We start from the raw sequence: 18995 nt of genomic DNA on the forward strand, positions 1-18995 counted from the left end.
CTCAAGCCTGGTGCGCCAAGGTCGGACGCTGTGAAGTTGTCGACCAAGCGCGGAGCGCTGATCGTGAACGGGACCCTGGCGGTCCTGTTGCTGGGCGGCGCGGGGGTCGCCTACTCCTCACTCGGCGGCGGTGCCGTCTCCTCCGCCTCCTCCGACACGGCGGTGCGGACCGTTCCGGTGACCCGGACCACGGTCGTGGCCTCGGTCTCGGCCTCCGGCACCGTGGACAGCGCCCGGACCCGCTCCCTCGGCTTCGGGTCGAGCGGCACCGTCGAGAAGATATACGTCAAGGTCGGCGACAAGGTCACCAAGGGCCAGGTTCTCGCCCGGCTGGACGACTCCTCCGCACGGGAGAGCCTCGACGCGGCCGCCGCCGCCCTCGACTCCGCGGACGACGACACCTCGACCGCCGCGGGCTACGCCGAGTACGTCACGGCCAGGAACGCCTACCGGGCCGCCCGGCGCGCGGTGGCGGGCACCGTCATCAAGGCCCCGTTCGCCGGCACGGTCACCGCCGTCAACGGCACGGTCGGTGGCTCCTCCGGCGCGTCCGGCCCGTCGGGGAACGCGTCCTCGGCGGGCGCGGGCGGCTCCGGCGGTTCCGGAGGGGCGAACGGCGCGGGCGCCTCCGGCGGCTCGGGGGGATCGAGCGGCGCGGGCGGGTTCATCGAGATCGCCGACACCCGGAAGCTCCAGCTCGTCGGCACCTTCACCGAGTCCGACGTCACCAGGCTCAAGGTCGGGCAAGCGGCCTCCATCCGGTTCGACGCGCTGCCGGGCGTCACCGCGGCGGGCAAGATCACGCAGATCCAGCCGACCGCGAGCACCAGCAACAACGTGGTCCAGTACCCGGTGACGATCTCCTTCACCGAGGTGCCGGACGAGGTCCGGCTGGGCCAGACGGCGACGGTGGAGGTCGTCGTCGAGCAGGCGGAGAACGTGCTCGCCGTCTCGTCCACGGTCATCTCCACCGCGGGTGGCCGGAGCACCGTGACCGTCCTGCGGGACGGCCGTCAGGTGCCCACCCCGGTGGAGGTCGGCGTCAAGGGCAACGCGTTCACCGAGATCACCTCGGGACTCGCCGAGGGCGACCAGGTCGTCCGCCCGGCGACCACCGGGACCACCCAGCAGGGCGGGTTCCCCGGCCTGGGCGGCAACCGGGGCGGCATGGGGGGCATCGGCCGATGACCGTCCCCGTCCTGTCCCTGCACGACATCACCAAGGTCTACGGCCGCGGGGACGCCGAGGTCCGGGCACTGCGCGGGGTGTCGCTCAGCGTCGAGCGGGGCGACTACGTCGCCATCATGGGGGCGTCGGGTTCCGGCAAGTCCACGCTCATGAACATCCTCGGCTGCCTGGACGTGCCCTCCTCCGGCCGTTACCTGATCGACGGCACCGATGTCGGGTCGCTGGACGAGCGCCGGCTCGCCGTCCTGCGCAACCGGAAGATCGGGTTCGTCTTCCAGTCGTTCAACCTCATCCCCCGGATGAGCGCGCTCGCCAACGTCGAGCTGCCGATGGCCTACGGCGGGGTCGGCGCGGCCGAGCGGCGGACCCGCGCCCTGGCGGCCCTGGAGCAGGTCGGCCTGTCCGACCGGGTCCGTCACGAGCCCAACGAGCTGTCCGGCGGCCAGCAGCAGCGGGTCGCCGTGGCGCGGGCGCTGGTCACCGCGCCCGCGCTTCTGCTCGCCGACGAGCCGACCGGCAACCTCGACACCACCTCGACCGAGGACGTGCTCCGGATCCTCGACCGGCTGAGCGTCTCGGGCCGGACCATCGTGCTCATCACCCACGAGGACGACGTGGCCACCCACGCCAAGCGGGTCATCCGCCTGGTGGACGGTCAGATCGTCGAAGACCGCCGGCAGGCCCCGGTCGACGGGCTCCCGCCCCGCGCGGCGGAGGTCGCCCCGTGAGCTGGTTCGAGGTCCTGCGGTTCGCGCTCCGCGGGCTGGCCGCCAACAAGCTGCGCAGCTTCCTGACCACGCTGGGCATCCTCATCGGGGTCGCGGCGGTGATCCTGCTGGTCGCCTTCGGCGAGGGCGCCTCGCAGAGCATCCAGCAGAGCATCCAGCGGCTCGGCGCCAACACCCTGACGGTCTCCGCCTCCTTCTCCGGGGGCGGGCCGCAGGGCGGCTTCGGCGGCGGGGCGCAGCTCGGCGGCAGGTCGCAGGGCGGCCCGCGCACGCAGGCCAGGCCGCTCACCCTGGACGACGCCAGAGCGCTGGCCGACAAGGAGCAGGCCCCCTCGGTGCGGAGCGTCTCCCCGGTGGTGACCGCCAACGGCACCACCGCCGTCCACGAGGGCGCCAGCCATACGATCGGGCAGCTCGTCGGCACCTACCCCAGCTACTTCGAGGCGACGAACAAGCCCGTCGCGACCGGCTCCTACTTCGTCAACGACGACGTGCTCGCCGCCAGGAAGGTCATGGTGGTCGGGCAGACCGTGGTCGAGGAGCTGTTCGGCTCGGCGAACCCCATCGGCCGCCAGGTGAGCGTCTCCGGGGTGCCCTTCACGGTGATCGGGGTGCTCAAGGAGTCGGGCTCCTCGGGGCTGCAGGACGCCGACGACGTGGCCATCGTGCCGCTGCCCGCCGTGCAGCAGAGCCTGACCGGGTTCGGCCCGCTCGGCTCGATCATCGTGCAGGCGACCGGTGCGGACGCCACCGACACGGCGCAGGCCGAGGTGACCGCGATCCTCAACCAGCGTCACGGCATCACCCCGACGGGTGTCGCGGACTACCGGATCCTGAACCAGGCCACCCTGCAGGAGACCGTCAGCTCGACCATCGGCATCTTCACGACCCTGCTCGGCGCGGTCGCCGCCATCTCCCTGCTGGTCGGCGGCATCGGCATCACCAACATCATGCTCGTCACCGTCACCGAACGGACCAGGGAGATCGGCATCAGGAAGGCCATCGGCGCCCCCAGGAGCGCCATCCTCGGTCAGTTCCTGCTGGAGGCGACGGTGCTGAGCCTGGTGGGCGGTCTGTCGGGCGTCGTGGTCGCGTTCGTCGGCACCCGGTTCACGATCGCCGGGATCGAGCCCGTGCTCGTGCCGTCCTCGATCGTGCTGGCCCTGGGGGTCTCCGTGGGCATCGGGCTGTTCTTCGGCGGCTACCCGGCCAACCGGGCGGCCAAGCTCCGGCCCATCCAGGCCCTGCGCCACGAGTGACCTGTACGGCTTACCAAGGAGAGACAGAGATGGGCGGCAACGCGGACGGGACCGTCCCGGCTGAGAAGACGCTGGAGACCTCCCCGTTCCCGGGTGACCTGGACCGCGAGCTGGCCCCCCGGCCGCGGCGGAGCGTTTCCACGCTCACCCTCGTGCTGGGGGCCGGGGTGGTCCTCGTCGCCGGTGTGATCATCGGCATCCAGGCGCAGAAGGCGATGGGCGGCCCGGTTGTCGTGCCGGGCGCGGCGATGCGTCAGGCCCCCGCCGGACCGGGCGCCGGCGGGTACGGCGGCTTCGGGGGCATGCGACAGGACGGCCAGACCGGCCGGCAGGGCCTCCAGGGCGGCCAAGGCCTCCAGGGCGGTCAAGGGCTCCAGGGCGGTCAAGGGCTTCAAAGCGGCGGCCGGGGCGGCATGACCGTCGGCACGGTGCAGCGTGTGGAGGACGGCACGATCTACGTCCGGACCGTGGACGGGTCCGTGGTGACCGTGAAGACCACGGACAAGACGGCCGTACGGGTCACGAAGGAAGGCGAGGTCGCCGACCTCAAGCCGGGCGGCACGGTGATCGTCCAGGGCAGCCGGGCCGAGGACGGCTCGGTCACCGCGACCGCGATCAACGAGGGGGGCGGGCGCCGGTGACCCGGTTCTCAGGAAACGTTCAGCCCCGGCTGAGCTGCGTTCCAGAGAGGTGAGCGAGCCTCGGGGTGTGTTGGACAGAGCAGAAGCCCGATTGCTGGTCGTAGACGACGAACCGAACATCAGGGAACTGCTCTCGGCCAGCCTGCGCATGTCGGGGTTCGAGGTGGTGACCGCGGTGGACGGCCGGGAGGCCGTGCACTTCGCCGAGCGGGTCCGCCCCGACCTCGTCGTGCTGGACGTGATGCTGCCGGACATGGACGGTTTCGCCGTGGCGGGACGGCTGCGGGAGATGAGCGGGCAGGTGCCCGTGCTCTTCCTGACCGCCCGTGACGCCACCGACGACAAGGTCGCCGGGTTGCGCGTGGCCGACGACTACGTGACCAAACCGTTCAGCCTGGAGGAGGTCCTCGCCCGGATCCGGGCCGTGCTGCGCCGTACCAGGGGAGACCTCGACCTCCCCGCCCGGCTGCAGGTCGGCGACCTGGAGCTGGACGAGGAGGCGCACCAGGTCTGGCGGTCGGGCGTTCCGGTGCGGCTCTCGCCGACCGAGTTCAAGCTGCTGCACTACTTCATGGTCAACAGCGGCAGGGTGCTGTCCAAGGCGCAGATCCTCGACCACGTCTGGAACTACGACTTCGGCGGCGACGCCGGGGTGGTCGAGTCCTACGTCTCGTACCTGCGCCGGAAGGTCGACACCGCTGAGCCGCGCCTCATCCACACACTGCGTGGAGTGGGCTATGTCCTGCGACCACCCCAGAATGATTGAATTTTCAGCCTATATTCAGGTTCGCCAGATCTGATCCTGAGTTTCGTCTGCTCCAATGAGCAGTGCGTGACCCCCGATCACCCCGGCATCGAACAGCGGGTTCGGGCTCGCCTCCAGCTGCGGGGGAGACGAGCCCGGCACAGACCCGTCCGTGAGACCCGGGGCACGGCCCCACCGCTTTACCGAGTTCGCCCCCGTAACCCGGTCGAGCGGTGGGGCCGAATCGCGTTAGGGCGCCCGCCCCCGGGCAGGAACGACCGTATGGATGGTGACGACGGTCTGCTCGGGACGCTGCGGGAACTGCGGCGCCTCCTCGACCGTGACCTGTTCCCCCTCGCCGTCGGCGACGTGGGGGCCGACCGCGCGGTGCTGCGTGAGCTGACCGGTCAGCTCGACGACTACCTCATCCCGCGCCTGGGCGCGATCGACGCCCCGCTGCTGGCCGTCGTCGGCGGCTCCACCGGGGCCGGCAAGTCCACGCTGGTCAACTCCCTGGTCGACGCGGACGTCTGCCGGCCCGGCGTGCTGCGCCCCACGACGCTGGCCCCCACCCTGGTCACCAGCCCCGCCGACCGCGAATGGTTCGCCGCCCGGCACGTCCTGCCGGGCCTGCCCCGGGTCACCGGGGACGGCGGAGGTGAGCCCGGCACGCTCCGGGTGGTCACTGTCCCGAGTCTGCCGCCCGGCCTGGCCCTGCTCGACGCCCCCGACATCGACTCGGTCGTCGCCGCCAACCGCGAGCTGGCCGCGCAGCTGCTCGCCGCCGCCGACCTGTGGCTGTTCACCACCACGGCCGCCCGCTACGCCGACGAGGTCCCCTGGGGCTTCCTGCGCGCGGCCAGGGAACGGAGCACCGCCCTGGCCGTCATCCTGTCCCGCGTCCCACCGGAGGCCCTGGGCGTGGTGGACAAGGACCTGGCCCGGCTGCTCGCGGCCAACGGGCTGGGCGGGACGCGTCTGTTCGAGGTGCCCGAGCTGGTCCTGCCGGAGGAGAACGCCCGGCTGCCGCGCCCGGCGGTCCAGCCGATCGTCGACTGGCTCACCGCCATCGCCGCCGACGCGCGCTCCCGCGCCGAGGTGGTGCGCCAGACCCTGTCCGGCGCGCTGGAGAGCCTCGCCACCCGTGTCCCCGCGCTCGCCCGCGCGGTCGACCGCCAGCACGCCACGGCCGAGGAACTGCGCGCGATGACGCGGGCCGCCTACGCCGCCGGGCTGTCCTCCTTCGACGACGGCATGCTGGACGGGTCGCTGCTGCGCGGGGAGGTGCTGGCCCGCTGGCAGGACTTCATCGGCACCGGCGACCTGATGCGCTCCCTGGAGACCCGGGTCGGCTGGTTGCGTGACCGCCTCGTGGCGTTCTTCACCGGGCGCCCCGCGCCCGAGAGCGAGCTCCGGATCGCGCTGGAGAGCGGGGTGGAGGCCCTGATCAGGGCCTCGGCGGACGGCGCCGCCGAGCGCCTGCTGGAGTCGTGGTCGTCGCACCCGGCAGGGCGCGCGCTCCTCGAAGGGCAGGGGGTCGCCGCCGCCGGACGCCTCGGCCGGGCCTCGGCCGAGCTGCCCGCGCGGGCGGAGGCGGCGGTCCGCGACTGGCAGGCGTACGTGCTCGACCTGGTCCGCAAGGAGGGTGCCGACAAGCGCACCACCGCCCGGCTCACCTCCTTCGGCGTCAACGGGGCGGGGCTGCTGCTGATGCTCGCCGTGTTCGCCTCGACCGGCGGCCTGACCGGGATCGAGGTCGGCATCGCCGGTGGCACCAGCGTGCTGAGCCAGAAACTCCTGGAGGCCGTCTTCGGCGACCAGGCCGTACGCACCCTCACCGCCAAGGCCCGCTCCGACCTGCGCGCCCGCGTCGCCATCCTCCTCGGTACGGAGGCCGCCCGCTTCACCGACCTCCTCGACGCCGTCCAGCCCCCCGAGGACGTCGCCCCCGCCCTGCGCGCCACCGCGCACGCCGTACGGGATCACCTGCGCGAGATCCCCGTCGGAGCACCCCCGGCCGGACTCCCGTCCGGTCCGCCGCCCGGCTCCCGCGAGCTTCCTTCGGGGGTGGGGAGCCTGGCCGACGTACGGGGAGACGGGGGTGCGCGTGCCATCCGGGAAGGGGGCGCTCCGCGGCCGCCCGAGGCTCCGCGTCCGGGCGGCGGACCGGCGGCCGCCGGAGAGGGGGGCGAGGCGTGAAGCTGCTGCGGCGTGAGAAGGCGATCCCGCTGGACGACCGGCTGGCGGCCCTGGCGCGCGCCGCCGACCTGGCCGACGGGCGGCTGGACGCCGGGGCGGTCGCCGCGGCGCGGTCGGTGGTCTCGCGTGCCGGGACACGCCGGAGCCTGTCGGTCGACCACACCGCGGTCGCGCTGGCCGGGGCCACCGGCAGCGGCAAGTCCTCGCTGTTCAACCTGCTGTCCGGCACCTCGCTGGCCGCGGTCGGGGTCACCCGCCCGACCACCTCGACGGCGCAGGCCGCCCTCTGGGCGGGCACCGGGGCGGGGCCGCTGCTCGACTGGCTCCAGATCCCCCGCCGCCACGAGCTGCTCGGCGGCTCCGGCCTCTCCGGCGGGGCGGACGGCGAGGCCGCCGGGCTGATCCTGCTCGACCTGCCCGACCACGACTCGATCGAGCCGTCGCACCGGCTGGAGGTGGACCGGCTCGTCGAGCTGGTCGACCTGCTGGTGTGGGTGCTCGACCCGCAGAAGTACGCCGACGCGGCCGTCCACGACCGCTATCTGCGGCCGCTGGCCCGGCACCGGGACGTCACGGTCGTCGTCCTCAACCAGGTCGACCGGCTCTCCCCGGCCGCCGCGGAGCGGTGCCTCACGGACCTGGGGCGGCTCCTGGCGGAGGACGGCCTGGCCGGGGTGCCCGTCCTCGGGGTCTCGGCCCGCACCGGACAGGGCGTCCCCGAGCTGCGCTCCCTGCTGACCTCCCGGGTCGCCGACCGGCGGTCCTGGGCCGCGCGCCTGGCCGCCGACGTCGGCACCGTCGCGGACGCCCTCCTCGACGCCTCCACCACCACCGCCCCCGGCGGTGACCTTTCCCGTCCCGCGGCGGAGACCACCCATGTTCCCGCCGCCGGGGCCGTCCCGGGTTCCGCGACCGTCTCCGGTTCCGCGACCGTCTCCGGTTCTCCGGCCGTCTCCGGTTCTCCGGCCGTTCCGGGGCGGTCGGCCGCCTCCGGGGCCCCGGCCGGTCTCGGCCGGTCGGCCGTCCCCGGCCCGCACGCCGGTCCGGGCTCCGGCGCCGGAGCGCGTACGGGCCCCGGCGCGGAGACCGGCGACGGGGTCGGCGAGGGCGTGACGGCGAAAGCGCGGGAGACGGCGGACAGGCTGGCGGGGCCGCTGGGGGACGCCCTCGCGGAGGCGGCGGGAGTGCCGACGGTGGTGCGCGCCGTGGCCAAGGCGCACCGGCACCGCTCCGTCGCGGCGACCGGGTGGCCGCCCACCCGGTGGATCCGCAGGTTCCGGCCCGACCCGCTGCGCCGCCTGCGTCTCGGACTCCCCGCGGGCCCGCCCGCCGGAGAGATCGTCGGGCGGACGTCGCTCCCCGCCGTGACCGTCGTCCAGCGGTCCCGGATGGACACCGCGATCCGGGAGGCCGCCGAGGTCGCCGCGGCGGGGCTGCCCGCACCGTGGGCGGCGGCCGTGCGGCGGGCGGCCCGGTCACACGGGGACGAACTGGAGGACGGCCTGGACCGGGCCGTGGCGAGCACGTCACTCGGGGCGTCCCGGCGGCCCCTGTGGTGGCGGCTGGCCGGGACGGCGCAGTGGCTGGCGCTCGCGGTGGTGCTCGCCGGAGGGCTCTGGCTCCTCGGCCTGCTCGCCCTCGACTATCTGCGGCTCCCGCAGCCGTACCTGCCGACCGCGGGCGAGCTGCCCTGGCCCACCCTGCTGCTGGTCGGCGGCGTCCTGCTCGGGCTGGTGATCGCGCTGCTCTCTCGTGCGGCGGCCTGGCTCGGCGGGCGGCGTCGTGCCCGTAGGGCGGCCAGGGCGCTCCGGGCGGGCGTCGACCAGGTCACCCATGAGCTCGTGCTGGACCCGGTGGCGGGGGAGCTGTCCCGATATCACCGCTTCACCGAGGCGGCCACGACGGCCCGGGGCGGAGACTAGGTCCTCGGTGCTGCGACCGGAAAAGCTCGCCGGGTCGTCCGGCGCACCGCCGCGTGCCGAACCTGGACGGTCGTCGGCCGGTGGCCCGCAGAGGTCTCCGGTCACCGCATCAGCCGACCGGCGGCGCTTCCCACGGAGAGGGGGAACCGCGGCGGGGAGGTGAGGCGTGCCTGCCCCGGGGACGGCCGGAACGGTGTCGCCGCCCGGGACCGGTTCCGGACTGCGCCGGGTGCTCCCGGGACCGAGCGTTTCCAGGGTCGAGCGCCTCCCGATCGGAGGGGGACGGATCGGACGGGGCGCAGCCGATCAAGCGTCTGGTCGTCCGTCTCTCAGGAGGCGCTCATCTTCTTCCTCACCACCGGGCCGGACCGGTCACGCCGGTCGGGACGTCAGGTGAGGAGCCTTCGTGGGGATCTCCAGGGGACTTCGCGGGTCTCCCGGGGCCTCGCGGGGGTCGTGAGAGGGCTTTGTCAGGGGACGAGGTTCACGTAGTAGCGGGAGTAACCGTTCATGTCGACCAGGCGCATGCCGACGAGCCTGGCCGCGGTGCTGCCGATGTTGATGCAGGAGTCGAAGGCGGTCTGGTAGACGTAGACCGGCCCGTAGGGGCCGGTCCAGACGGCCCCGTCGGCGGCCTCGGCGTAGTAGGCGGCGTACCGGTTGTTGGTGTTGAGCACGTACGCCTCTCCGCCCGGATCGATGGCCCACCAGCCCCGGGTGCCCCACTGGCCGTAGTCGCGGCAGCCGTCGGGGCTGTAGAACATGATCGCGACCCACACCCTGGAGGTGTAGCGGTTGCGGAAGCGCAGTTCCATGGCCTACTCCTCCGATTCCGTGAATCGCTGGACGAGCGGCCTGGCGTCGAGCGCCTGCTCGGCCACGGGGGGCAGCTGGTGGTCGCCCGCCGCGGCGACGGCGAAGCGGTCCGCCGTCCCCGGACGCGCGTTCGACTCGCCTGTTTCGGCTGCTGTCGCGTTCGCGAACGCCCCTCTCGGGTCGGTGGGGTGTTCGGTGCCGTTGTCCGGCATGTGGCTCACCTACATTCTTCGGATGCGTAGGGTGATTAATCGATAACATAAAGTCACCACCAAGGTCATATAAAGAGCCGATTTTCCTTCTGGCAAAATGCGATGGCCGGTCACCGGAGCGAAACGGGGTGAAGCAGGAGCTACTCATCTCGTGTAATGGCAGCCTTGGCCATGTTCCTCCACCGCCGGCGCCCCACGGACGATGCTTTCCGGCGCCGGCATCTCCCCTGAACGCACAGAACGAATGGAGTGGGAATGAATCTGCTGCCCTTCGCCGCGGAGTACGCGGCTGCGGTCGCGGGCTGGCCCGTCTCGTCGCGGGAGGTCGCGATGTGGTGCGGGCGGCAGGAGTTCCCCATGCCGGCGCAGATCGTCGCCGGTTGGCACGAGGCGGAGGACGTGCGGTCCTACATGCTCGTCGAGGGCCAGGACCTGCTCGGCTACGGGGAGCTGTGGTTCGACACCGAGGAGGACGAGGTCGAGCTCGCCCGGATCATCGTGGCACCCGGTACCCGCGGGAAGGGGATCGGGCGGGAACTGGTGCGAGGGCTGACCGGGCTGGCCCGGGAGGCGGGCTACCCGGATGTCTTCATGCGGGTGCACCCGGACAACGACCAGGCCCTGCGGTGCTACCGGGGAGCCGGTTTCCTGCCCGTCGACGCCGACCTGGCCGCGACGTGGAACGCCGCCCAGCCGGTCGACTACGTCTGGCTGCGGCACGCCGGCCCGGAGAGCTGACGGCCGTCGCGAGCGTGACGCTCAATGCTCCGCGTCCAGCGCGTTCATGAGGGCTGGATGTTCATCGGCACCCGCGCGTGACTCTTCCTGATCGACAGGCAGCGGAAGTTCTGCGGCGAAAGCATCGGCCGCCAGTTCCCTCGTGGTGCGGGAAGTGTGAACACCTGGATCCGCCGAGTACTCGGCGTTGGCGCGCCGCTGAGGGCTTCCGCCCCGCCCCGGAGGGCGGGGCGTCCGTCCCCGGGCGTCCGACGGACGTCGTGATCTCGTGGGGTCAGTCGAAGTGGCGGTGTTTCACGTTGTTCAGGAAGGCGGTCCATTGGTCGGGGGTGAGGATGAGGGCGGGGGCGTGGGGGTTTTTGCTGTCGCGGATGGCTTTGTGGCCGCCGGACAGGCTGGCGATCTCGACGCAGTCGCTCCCGTCGTCGCCGGAGAGGGTGGACTTGCGCCACCGGGCGGTGGGGAGTTCCCGGGTCAGGTCGTCCATCTGCGCATCGTCTCCTTGATCAGGCTGAGTGACTCGCGCCGAGACAGGGCGTCGGCCCGGATCGCGTCGTATCTGAACGCCAGGTTCTTCAGGTCGTCGGACCGGTCGCTGACCCGGTCGTCCATGCTCTGCGAGTCGATGTAGGCCACGGGACGGTTTCCCCTCGGCAGGTCCGCAAGGGTGAAACTTCCCAGCAAGCCAAGCACGTTCCGCGCCGCGTAAGGAAGGATCTGCAGGGATATACGCAGGTTCTCCCCAGCGTCGAGAAGATGCTCGAACTGCTCCCTCATCACGTCCGGTTCCGCGATGGGGCGGTGCAGCACACCCTCGTCCAGGACGACCCAGAGCATCGGCGGCATCGGCCGGTTCAGGATCCGCTGTCGTTCCATCCGGGCCGCGACGTTCTCCCCGGCCTGCTCGGGGGTGGTGCCGGGTTTGCGGCTCAGGATGGCCCGCGCGTAGCCCTCGGTCTGAAGGAGGCCGGGCACCATCAGAGAAGCCCATATGCGCAGGGCCTCCGCCTCGCGTTCGAAGTCGAGCCAGGGACGGAACCACCGGGGGAGCTGGGTCTCCGCGCGGTTCAGGCGGTCGAGCAGGCCGGTGAGCGTCGTTCCCAGGCTGAGGGCGTCGTCCACCTTGCGCGCCAGCTCCAGGGTCGGCGCGCGGTGGCCGTTCTCGATCATGCTGAGCTGGCTGATCGACAGATGGATCGCCGCGCAGAGCTTTCGCTGGCTGAATCCCGCGGCGAGTCGGAATTTGCGTAGTTCTGCCCCGAATCGAATTCGCGGGGAAATGTAGGGATCGGGGTCCTGTGTCGGTTCTGTCGCCGGTTCCTCTTCCGTTTTCGGGGGGACGGTCATCGCCGGGCTCCTTTCGGTTTCACCGGGCCGGTTTCAGGTCATTGTCGAGGGCGTTTCCCTTGTTGGGGGAGGGGTTCGCAAAACTGTGAACACATTGCGGACCCGGTTGTCCGTACACGCGTCCACGATTTTGCGACCTTATGGATACCGAGCCGAAACCGCGCCGGCGCCTCAGCCGGCGGCCGGAGCGAGACGGAAAATCAGCCTTATTCGGTTGGGGAGGCAAACCCATGAATCCGGAGACACCCAGAGAGGTCTTCCTGCCCGGCGAGCCCGAATCCGTTTCGCGGGCGCGCGGCGAGGTCCGTGAATGGCTCGGGGAGGATCACCCCGCCTACGAGAACGCGCGGCTGGTCGTCTCGGAGCTCGTGACCAACGCCGTACGGCACGCCCGGCACGGTGTCACCGGGTGCGCTCCCGTCCCCCCGCTGGTCCTCCGGCTGGCGGCTCACGGTGACCTGCTGCGCGTCGAGGTCGCGGACGCGGGCCTGTCCGCCGAGGATCCCCGCGTCCGTTCGGCCCCGATCGTCTTCCTCGCGGAGGGCGGCCGGGGCCTGGCGATCGTCAGCGCGCTGTCGGGCGGGAACTGGGGCTGTCGCTCGCACGACCCGGAACCCGGCCGGACCGTCTGGTGCGAGATCCCCGCCACCCCGTCGTCCTCCGAGGACGTGGTTCCGGACGCCTTACGCGGAGCGGGTCTGAGAATCTTCGGCTAGACCGAAGATATCTTCGGTTATACCGAACATCCAGTCACCGGGACGGGCCCCGGGGCAACGCTTCACCGCGCCTGCTCCAGCCCGCGATTACGCGAGATCCCGGCTGTCTCAGAACAGCCCGAGATGGCCGAGGAGCTTGTCGGCGGCGTCGATGAGTGAACGTGCGGCCGCTATGGCGTGGTCCGCTTCGGCTTCTTCGACGGCCTCGTCAGGGAACTCCGGGTATTCGAGCTCGTTGCGTCTGCGGCGCAAGGTGCCGTACGGCTCGAATGCGGGACCGAACTGCCGGATCACGGTCTGCTGGACGGCGTAGTGGCCGCCGGAGGTGGTGGCGCGTAGTCCTTGCTGTGCGAGAAGGCCGGCGCAGGCGAATCGCGCGGCGTCGTAGGCGAGAGTGTAGGCCGAGTTCGGGTCGGTTGCTTTGAGCCCCTCGGCGCTGGCGAGGGTGGTGGCTGCTTTCTCCAGCCACCCGCTGCCGTCGGCGGCGTCCCCGCGAACGCGCTGGAGTTCGCCGGAGACCAGCATCCGTTCGACGTCGGCTTCGCCACGTGTCCAGCGGGTCATGGGGGTGGTGTCTCCGATCGTGTGGGGAGGTCGGCGGTCAAGTCGATCACAGGAGCGGACTTGATCTGCCGGATGAGGGCGTCGGACTCCGCGTCCCAGCGACGCGGGGAGGCGAGGACGGGATTGACCGGCATACCGATGCGTTCCTGAGCACGGTCGGCGGCGGCGTAGAGGGCGGTCCGGTCGACCTCGCCGACGACAAGTATGTCGATGTCGTGGGGGACCGGTCCCGGATTTCCCGCATGACGGGCGGCCCAGGAGCCGAAGACGAGCAGGCGCTCGATGCCGGGGATGCCGGCGAACTCCTCGCTGATGACGGCACGGGGACCGTACATGTAGCTCAGGATCTCGGCCAGGGGCTGGAACAGGGGATGGTCGGGGTTGGCGTGCAGGACGCGGGAGCGTCCGAGCTCGGTCGCGGTGATCAACTGTGCCTCGACGAGGCGGCGTATCTCAGGATGCAGGGTGGAGGGGGCTACGCCGAGTTCTCGGGAAAGAGAGGCCAGAGTCCAGTTCTGCCGGGACCGGAGATAGAGGGCGGCGAGGAGTTCCGCCTGGGTGCGGCTCTTGAAGATCGGAACGACTGGAGCTGCGGCGCTTCGCATAAACCGAAGATATCTTCGGTTATACCGAACATCCAGTCACCGGGACGGGCCCCGGCGCAACGCCGTCGCGGCGTCCTGGAGCGCGTCGAGCAGGGGGACGAGGAGCGGGTGGCGTTCCGCGCCGCGGCGTACGGCGGCGAAGACGCGGCGCTCCGGGCCCGGGACCGGGCGGATCACCACGCCGGACAGGTCGGTGTCGCGCAATGCCAGGCGCGGCACCATCGCCACGCCCGCCCCGGCGGCGGCCAGCGCGACCACCGCGCTGAAGTCGTCGGAGGAGTGCGCGAACGCGGGGGTGAAGCCCGCGTGCTCGCAGGCCAGCGCGATCACGTCGTGGCAGGGGTTGCCCGGATAGGGGCCGATCCAGATCTCGCCGGACAGGTCCGCGACGGTGAGACCGCCCCACGGGGACGTCACGCACGTGTTTTCCACCGTGCGCGGGTTCATGCTTGCCGTGCGCGGGTTCGTGTCCGGCGTGCCCTGGCCCGTGTCCGGCGTGCGCGGCTCCGCGGGCGGCTCTCCCGGAGCTCCGGGGCCACCCGCGAGGGGATGGTCGCGGGGGAGCACCACGTCGAACGGCTCCGAGTAGAGCGGGAGGCGCGACAGGCGCCGGTCGTCCTCGGCGGGGGCGCCCCGGTACTCCACGGCGACGGCCACGTCCACCGCGCCGTCGAGGACCATGGTGAGGCTCTGGTCGCCCTCGGCGTCCAGGACGCGCACCCGGATGCCCGGCTCCTTCTCCCGGAGCACCGCCATCGCGGGCGCCACGACCAGCCCGATCGCGGTGGCGAAGGAGGCGACCTTCACCTCGCCCGCCGTACCCGCCGTGTACGCGGCGATGTCGGCCCCGGCGCGCTCCAGCTGGGCGAGCACCTCGTTGGCGTGGCCGAGCAGGATGCGCCCGACGGCGGTGAGCCGCGCTCCCCGGCCGTCGCGCTCCAGCAGCCGGTGGCCCACCTCGTGCTCCAGGGCGACGAGCTGCTGGGAGACCGCGGACGGGGTCAGGTGCAGCGCGGCGGCCGCCGCGGTGACCGTCCCGTGGTCGGCCACCGCGCGCAGGGTCCGCAGCCGCCGTGTGTCAATCACCATGCCATTGTCACCGGGGCCGTCTCGTGCTCCGGCGGAAGGTCGTCCGGGGACGCGGATCGCCTCGGGCACGTCTCCCGGTCCGTCCCGGGACATCCGCCTCCCGGGGCGCGGGTCATCCCCGGGCCGCGACGAAGGCGGCCACCGCGCGGTCGACGTCCTCGGTGGTGTGGGCCGCCGAGAGCTGGACGCGGATCCGGGCCTGGCCGTGCGGGACGACCGGGTAGGAGAAGCCGATCACGTAGATGCCCTGTTCCAGCAGGCGCTCGGCCATCGCGGCGGCCTCGGCGGCGTCGCCGATCATCACCGGGACGATGGGGTGGTCGCCGGGCAGGATGTCGAACCCGGCCTCGGTCATCCTGGTGCGGAACCGCGCGGTGTTGGCGCGCAGCCGCTCGCGGGCCTCGCCGGAACCGCTGATCAGGTCGAGGACCCGCAGTGACGCGGCGGCGATCACCGGGGCGAGCGAGTTGGAGAACAGGTAAGGGCGGGAGCGCTGGCGCAGCAGCTCGCAGATCTCCCTGCGGGCCGCGACGTAGCCGCCGCTGGCACCACCCAGCGCCTTGCCGAGCGTGCCGGTGAGGATGTCGACCCGGTCGCGCACGCCGTGCAGCTCGGGGGTGCCTCCGCCGTGCTCGCCGACGAAGCCGACGGCGTGCGAGTCGTCCACCATGACCATGGCCCCGTACTTCTCGGCGAGGTCGCAGATCTCGCCGAGCGGCGCGACGTAGCCGTCCATGGAGAAGACGCCGTCGGTGACGATCAGCTTGCGCCGGGCGTCCGCGGCCTCCTTCAGCCGGGCCTCCAGCTCGGCCAGGTCACGGTTGGCGTAGCGCAGGCGGCGGGCCTTGGACAGGCGGATGCCGTCGATGACGCTGGCGTGGTTGAGCGCGTCGGAGATCACCGCGTCGCGGTCGTCGAGCAGCGTCTCGAACACACCGCCGTTGGCGTCGAAGCAGGAGCTGTACAGGACGGTGTCCTCCTGGCCGAGGAAGTCCGACAGCCGCGCCTCCAGCTCCTTGTGCACCTGCTGGGTGCCGCAGATGAAGCGGACCGAGGCCATGCCGAAGCCCCAGTGGTCCAGCGCCTCCTTGGCGGCGGCGATCACCTCCGGGTGGTCGGCCAGGCCCAGGTAGTTGTTGGCGCAGAAGTTCAGCACCTCGCCGCCGCCGGCGACGCGGACGTCGGCCCGCTGCGGGGTGGTGAGGACCCGCTCGGGCTTGAGCAGCCCCGCGGAGGCGATCTCGTCGAGGGTGGCGCGCATGTCGGCACGGACGTTGTCGAACATCAGGCGGTCCAATCCAGGATGACCTTGCCGGTCTTGCCGCTCGCGGCGGTGTCGAAGGCCGCGTCGAAGTCGCGGTACGAGAAGCGGTCGGTGATGACGGGGGAGAGGTCGAGCCCTTTCTCCAGCAGCACGGACATGGCGTACCACGTCTCGTACATCTCGCGGCCGTAGATGCCCTTGATGGTGAGCATGGAGGTCACGACCGTCGCGAAGTCGACGGCGAACTCCTCGGCGGGCAGCCCCAGCATGGCGATCTTCCCGCCGTGCGCCATGCAGGCGATCATTTCGCGGAGCGCCCGCGGGTTCCCCGACATCTCCAGGCCCACGTCGAAGCCCTCACGCATGCCCAGCCGCCGCATGCCCTCGGCGACGGGCGTCTCGGCGACGTTGAGCGCCAGGCCGACCCCGAGCTTACGGGCCAGTTCCAGCCGCTCGGGGCTGACGTCGGTGACGACCACGTTGCGGGCGCCCACGTGCGTGGCCACCGCGGCGGCCATCAGCCCGATCGGCCCGGCCCCGGTGATCAGCACGTCCTCGCCGACCATCGGGAAGGTCAGCGCGGTGTGCACGGCGTTGCCGAACGGGTCGAAGATCGCCGCCACGTCGAGCTCCACCGGCACCCGGTGGACCCAGACGTTGGACGCCGGGAGCGTCACGTACTCGGCGAAGGCGCCGTCGCGGTTGACGCCCAGCCCGATCGTGTTGCGGCACAGGTGACGCCGGCCCGCCATGCAGTTGCGGCACTTGCCGCAGACCAGGTGCCCCTCCCCGCTGACCAGGTCGCCGAGGGCGATGTCCTCCACCCCCGGCGCCACCTCGACGACCTCGCCGCAGAACTCGTGCCCGATGATGAGCGGGATCCGCAGGGTGTGGCGCGCCCAGGCGTCGAAGCTCCGGATGTGCAGGTCCGTGCCGCAGATCCCGGTGCGGAGCACCTTGATCAGCACCTCGCCGGGGCCGACGGCCGGCTCCGGTACGTCCGCCAACCACAGGCCCGGCTCGGCCCGCTCCTTGACCAGCGCCTTCATCGCAGATCCCCCCTCAGCTCCGACCTTACGCACTGTGCCCGGCGAAGCTCGGGGGTGTCCATCGCGGTTTTCTTAAACCCGCCCACAGTCTTGCTTCACGCGGAAGCCGGGCACGGCTGGTCGAGACCGGGTGCGGGCCGCCGCCGGTCCCGCAGCAGGCTTCCCGACCACTCCGACGGTGCTTCCCCGCTCGGAGAGACGGTGCTTCCCCGCTCGGAGAGACGGTGCTTCTCCGCTCGGGGGCGGAGCTCCTCCTGCCGGGGAGACGGCGCTTCTCCTGTCTCCTGCCGGGGTGTGGCCTTCCGTTCAGGAGGCGGCGCCGCGGCGCTCCTCCCGCAGGTCCGTGAGCCCGTCCGCGGTCGCCGGGGCGGCGGCGATCTGGCGGGGGCCCGTGTCGGTCTCCGCGGCCTCGGCGACCGCCTCGGCGGCGGCGAGCTCGGCCGCCTGCCGCTCCTCGGCAGCCTCGGCCGCCGCCTCGCCGGACCCGGAGTCCTCGCGGGTGGCCGACGATCGGGGCAGGGCCTCGGTGAACGCCTTGGAGACGCCCTGGAGGGCGGAGGTGACCTCGCTGGGGATCACCCAGAACGTGTTGCCCTGGCCCTTGGCCAGCTCGGGCAGGACCTGGAGGTACTGGTAGGCCAGGAGCTTGGGGTCGGGATCGTTGCGGTGGACCGCCTGGAAGACCTGGTCGATGGCCCGTGACTGGCCCTCCGCCTTGAGGATCGCGGCGCTGCGCTCGCCCTCGGCGCGCAGGATCGCGCTCTGCTTGTCGCCCTCGGCGGTGAGGATCTGCGACTGCCGCTGACCTTCGGCGGTGAGGATCGCGGCGCGCTTGTCACGCTCGGCGCGCATCTGCTTCTCCATCGCCTCCTTGATGGTCTTGGGCGGGTCGATCGCTTTGATCTCCACCCGGTTGACCCGGATGCCCCACTTGCCGGTCGCCTCGTCCAGCACGCCGCGCAGCTGGCTGTTGATGGTGTCGCGCGAGGTCAGCGTCATCTCCAGGTCCAGCGAGCCGACGACGTTGCGCAGCGTGGTGACCGTGAGCTGCTCGACGGCCTGGATGTAATTGGCGATCTCGTACGCCGCCGCGCGGGGGTCGGTGACCTGGAAGTACAGCACGGTGTCGATCTCGACGACCAGGTTGTCCTCGGTGATCACCGGCTGGGGCCGGAAGGAGACCACCTGCTCGCGCAGGTCGATCATCGGGTAGACCCGGTCGATGTACGGGATCACGAAGTTCAGGCCCGGCTTGAGCGTGGTGTGGTAGCGGCCGAGCCGCTCCACGTTGCGGGCCCGCGCCTGGGGGACGATCCGCACCGAGCGGAACACGGTGAACACGGCGAACAGGACGATGAGGAGTCCGGTGATGAGCAAAGGGTCCATGGTCACTCCCGGGGATACACGAGCGCGGTCGCGCCCTCGATCTCGATGACGTCGACGACCGCCCCGGCGGGTATCACCAGCGTCTCGTCGTACGCCCTGGCCGACCATTCCTCCCCGCCGATCTGCACCCGGCCGTCCCGTCCCGTCACCTCACGGAGGACGTAGGCGGGCCTGCCGACGAGGGCCTGGACACCGAAGCGCTGGTCCGGCGGCGGCTGCCGCAGGTGGCGCCTGGCGACGGGCCGGACCACGACCAGTCCGGCGCCCAGCGCGACGGTGAAGACCACCATCTGGAGCGGGACCGGAAGACCGATGGCCGCGGCGAGGGCGGCGAAGAGGGCGGCCCCTCCGAACATGCCGAGAACCATGGTCAGGGTGAAGATCTCGGCGACCCCCAGGGTCACCGCCACGATCAACCAGATGACCCAGTCATCCATGCTCCGGCCCTCCTCCTCGTTGAACGGACCGGGCGTCCGGGAGGTTCCTCCCTCTACGGTATGTCGTCCGCCAGACGGCTGTAAGGACCT

Annotated in this window: 20 protein-coding genes; 9 read left to right on the forward strand and 11 right to left on the reverse strand. The window is 71.8% G+C overall.

Going from position 1 to position 18995, the window contains the following annotated elements; genetic code table 11:
- Positions 1-30 precede the first annotated feature (30 nt).
- The 7 genes from ABD841_RS16125 (at position 31) to ABD841_RS16155 (ending at position 8682) form a co-directional block, all read left to right on the forward strand.
- Positions 31-1188, forward strand: a complete 1158-nt coding sequence (locus ABD841_RS16125) for an efflux RND transporter periplasmic adaptor subunit (RefSeq protein WP_344972182.1) — start codon at positions 31-33, stop codon at positions 1186-1188.
- Complete coding sequence (locus ABD841_RS16130) at positions 1185-1916, forward strand: ABC transporter ATP-binding protein (protein WP_344972184.1); 732 nt, start codon at positions 1185-1187, stop codon at positions 1914-1916. Before ABD841_RS16125 ends, ABD841_RS16130 begins: the two co-directional genes overlap by 4 nt.
- Positions 1913-3175, forward strand: coding sequence for an ABC transporter permease (locus tag ABD841_RS16135; RefSeq protein WP_344972186.1), 1263 nt, complete (start codon positions 1913-1915; stop codon positions 3173-3175). Before ABD841_RS16130 ends, ABD841_RS16135 begins: the two co-directional genes overlap by 4 nt.
- 29 nt (positions 3176-3204) lie before the next feature.
- Positions 3205-3816, forward strand: coding sequence for a hypothetical protein (locus tag ABD841_RS16140; RefSeq protein ID WP_344972188.1), 612 nt, complete (start codon positions 3205-3207; stop codon positions 3814-3816).
- Positions 3817-3907: 91 nt separating this feature from the next.
- Complete coding sequence (locus ABD841_RS16145; protein ID WP_344972190.1) at positions 3908-4582, forward strand: response regulator transcription factor; 675 nt, start codon at positions 3908-3910, stop codon at positions 4580-4582.
- Between the two features lie 261 nt (positions 4583-4843).
- Positions 4844-6760, forward strand: coding sequence for an ABC transporter (locus tag ABD841_RS16150; protein ID WP_344972192.1), 1917 nt, complete (start codon positions 4844-4846; stop codon positions 6758-6760).
- Complete coding sequence (locus ABD841_RS16155; RefSeq protein WP_344972194.1) at positions 6757-8682, forward strand: GTPase; 1926 nt, start codon at positions 6757-6759, stop codon at positions 8680-8682. The genes ABD841_RS16150 and ABD841_RS16155 overlap by 4 nt, the downstream gene beginning before the upstream one ends.
- 470 nt (positions 8683-9152) lie before the next feature.
- Here ABD841_RS16155 and ABD841_RS16160 read toward each other — a convergent pair whose 3' ends face one another.
- On the reverse strand, positions 9153-9497 hold the full coding sequence (locus ABD841_RS16160) for a DUF1036 domain-containing protein (RefSeq protein WP_344972196.1): 345 nt from the start codon (positions 9495-9497) through the stop codon (positions 9153-9155).
- Between the two features lie 3 nt (positions 9498-9500).
- Positions 9501-9719, reverse strand: coding sequence for a hypothetical protein (locus tag ABD841_RS16165; RefSeq protein WP_344972198.1), 219 nt, complete (start codon positions 9717-9719; stop codon positions 9501-9503).
- A gap of 246 nt (positions 9720-9965) precedes the next feature.
- Between ABD841_RS16165 and ABD841_RS16170 the strand changes: the two genes are divergently transcribed.
- Complete coding sequence (locus tag ABD841_RS16170; RefSeq protein ID WP_344972200.1) at positions 9966-10448, forward strand: GNAT family N-acetyltransferase; 483 nt, start codon at positions 9966-9968, stop codon at positions 10446-10448.
- Positions 10449-10722: 274 nt separating this feature from the next.
- Here the strand turns inward: ABD841_RS16170 and ABD841_RS16175 are convergent, their stop codons facing one another.
- Positions 10723-10935 (reverse strand): DUF397 domain-containing protein, encoded by a 213-nt coding sequence (locus tag ABD841_RS16175; RefSeq protein WP_344972201.1) that lies wholly within the window; start codon positions 10933-10935, stop codon positions 10723-10725.
- The gene (locus tag ABD841_RS16180; protein ID WP_344972203.1) at positions 10923-11795 is read right to left on the reverse strand and encodes a helix-turn-helix domain-containing protein; all 873 of its coding nucleotides are present in this window, start codon (positions 11793-11795) and stop codon (positions 10923-10925) included. The genes ABD841_RS16175 and ABD841_RS16180 overlap by 13 nt, the downstream gene beginning before the upstream one ends.
- Before the next feature lie 230 nt (positions 11796-12025).
- Here ABD841_RS16180 and ABD841_RS16185 point away from each other — a divergent pair, with 230 nt between their 5' ends.
- Positions 12026-12511, forward strand: a complete 486-nt coding sequence (locus ABD841_RS16185; RefSeq protein WP_344972205.1) for an ATP-binding protein — start codon at positions 12026-12028, stop codon at positions 12509-12511.
- Positions 12512-12619: 108 nt separating this feature from the next.
- Here the strand turns inward: ABD841_RS16185 and ABD841_RS16190 are convergent, their stop codons facing one another.
- The 7 genes from ABD841_RS16190 to ABD841_RS16220 all read right to left on the reverse strand — a co-directional run bounded on the left by ABD841_RS16190 (position 12620) and on the right by ABD841_RS16220 (position 18905).
- A complete protein-coding gene (locus ABD841_RS16190) occupies positions 12620-13075 on the reverse strand; it encodes a hypothetical protein (protein WP_344972207.1) in 456 nt (151 codons plus the stop codon).
- Positions 13072-13680, reverse strand: coding sequence for an ArsR family transcriptional regulator (locus tag ABD841_RS16195; RefSeq protein WP_344972209.1), 609 nt, complete (start codon positions 13678-13680; stop codon positions 13072-13074). The genes ABD841_RS16190 and ABD841_RS16195 overlap by 4 nt, the downstream gene beginning before the upstream one ends.
- A 36-nt stretch (positions 13681-13716) precedes the next feature.
- On the reverse strand, positions 13717-14766 hold the full coding sequence (locus tag ABD841_RS16200) for a LysR family transcriptional regulator (RefSeq protein ID WP_425581991.1): 1050 nt from the start codon (positions 14764-14766) through the stop codon (positions 13717-13719).
- Between the two features lie 115 nt (positions 14767-14881).
- Entirely contained in the window at positions 14882-16054 is a 1173-nt protein-coding gene (locus ABD841_RS16205) for a glycine C-acetyltransferase (protein WP_344972212.1), read from the reverse strand.
- Positions 16054-17082, reverse strand: coding sequence for an L-threonine 3-dehydrogenase (gene tdh, locus ABD841_RS16210; RefSeq protein WP_344972214.1), 1029 nt, complete (start codon positions 17080-17082; stop codon positions 16054-16056). The genes ABD841_RS16205 and tdh overlap by 1 nt, the downstream gene beginning before the upstream one ends.
- A 306-nt stretch (positions 17083-17388) precedes the next feature.
- Positions 17389-18468 (reverse strand): SPFH domain-containing protein, encoded by a 1080-nt coding sequence (locus ABD841_RS16215; protein ID WP_344972216.1) that lies wholly within the window; start codon positions 18466-18468, stop codon positions 17389-17391.
- A 2-nt stretch (positions 18469-18470) separates the two neighbouring features.
- Positions 18471-18905: an NfeD family protein gene (locus ABD841_RS16220; RefSeq protein ID WP_344972218.1), complete on the reverse strand. Its 435-nt coding sequence runs from the start codon at positions 18903-18905 to the stop codon at positions 18471-18473.
- Positions 18906-18995: the final 90 nt, after the last annotated feature.

It is taken from the genome of Streptosporangium fragile, from assembly GCF_039534445.1.
Taxonomy (GTDB): Bacteria; Actinomycetota; Actinomycetes; order Streptosporangiales; family Streptosporangiaceae; genus Streptosporangium; species Streptosporangium fragile.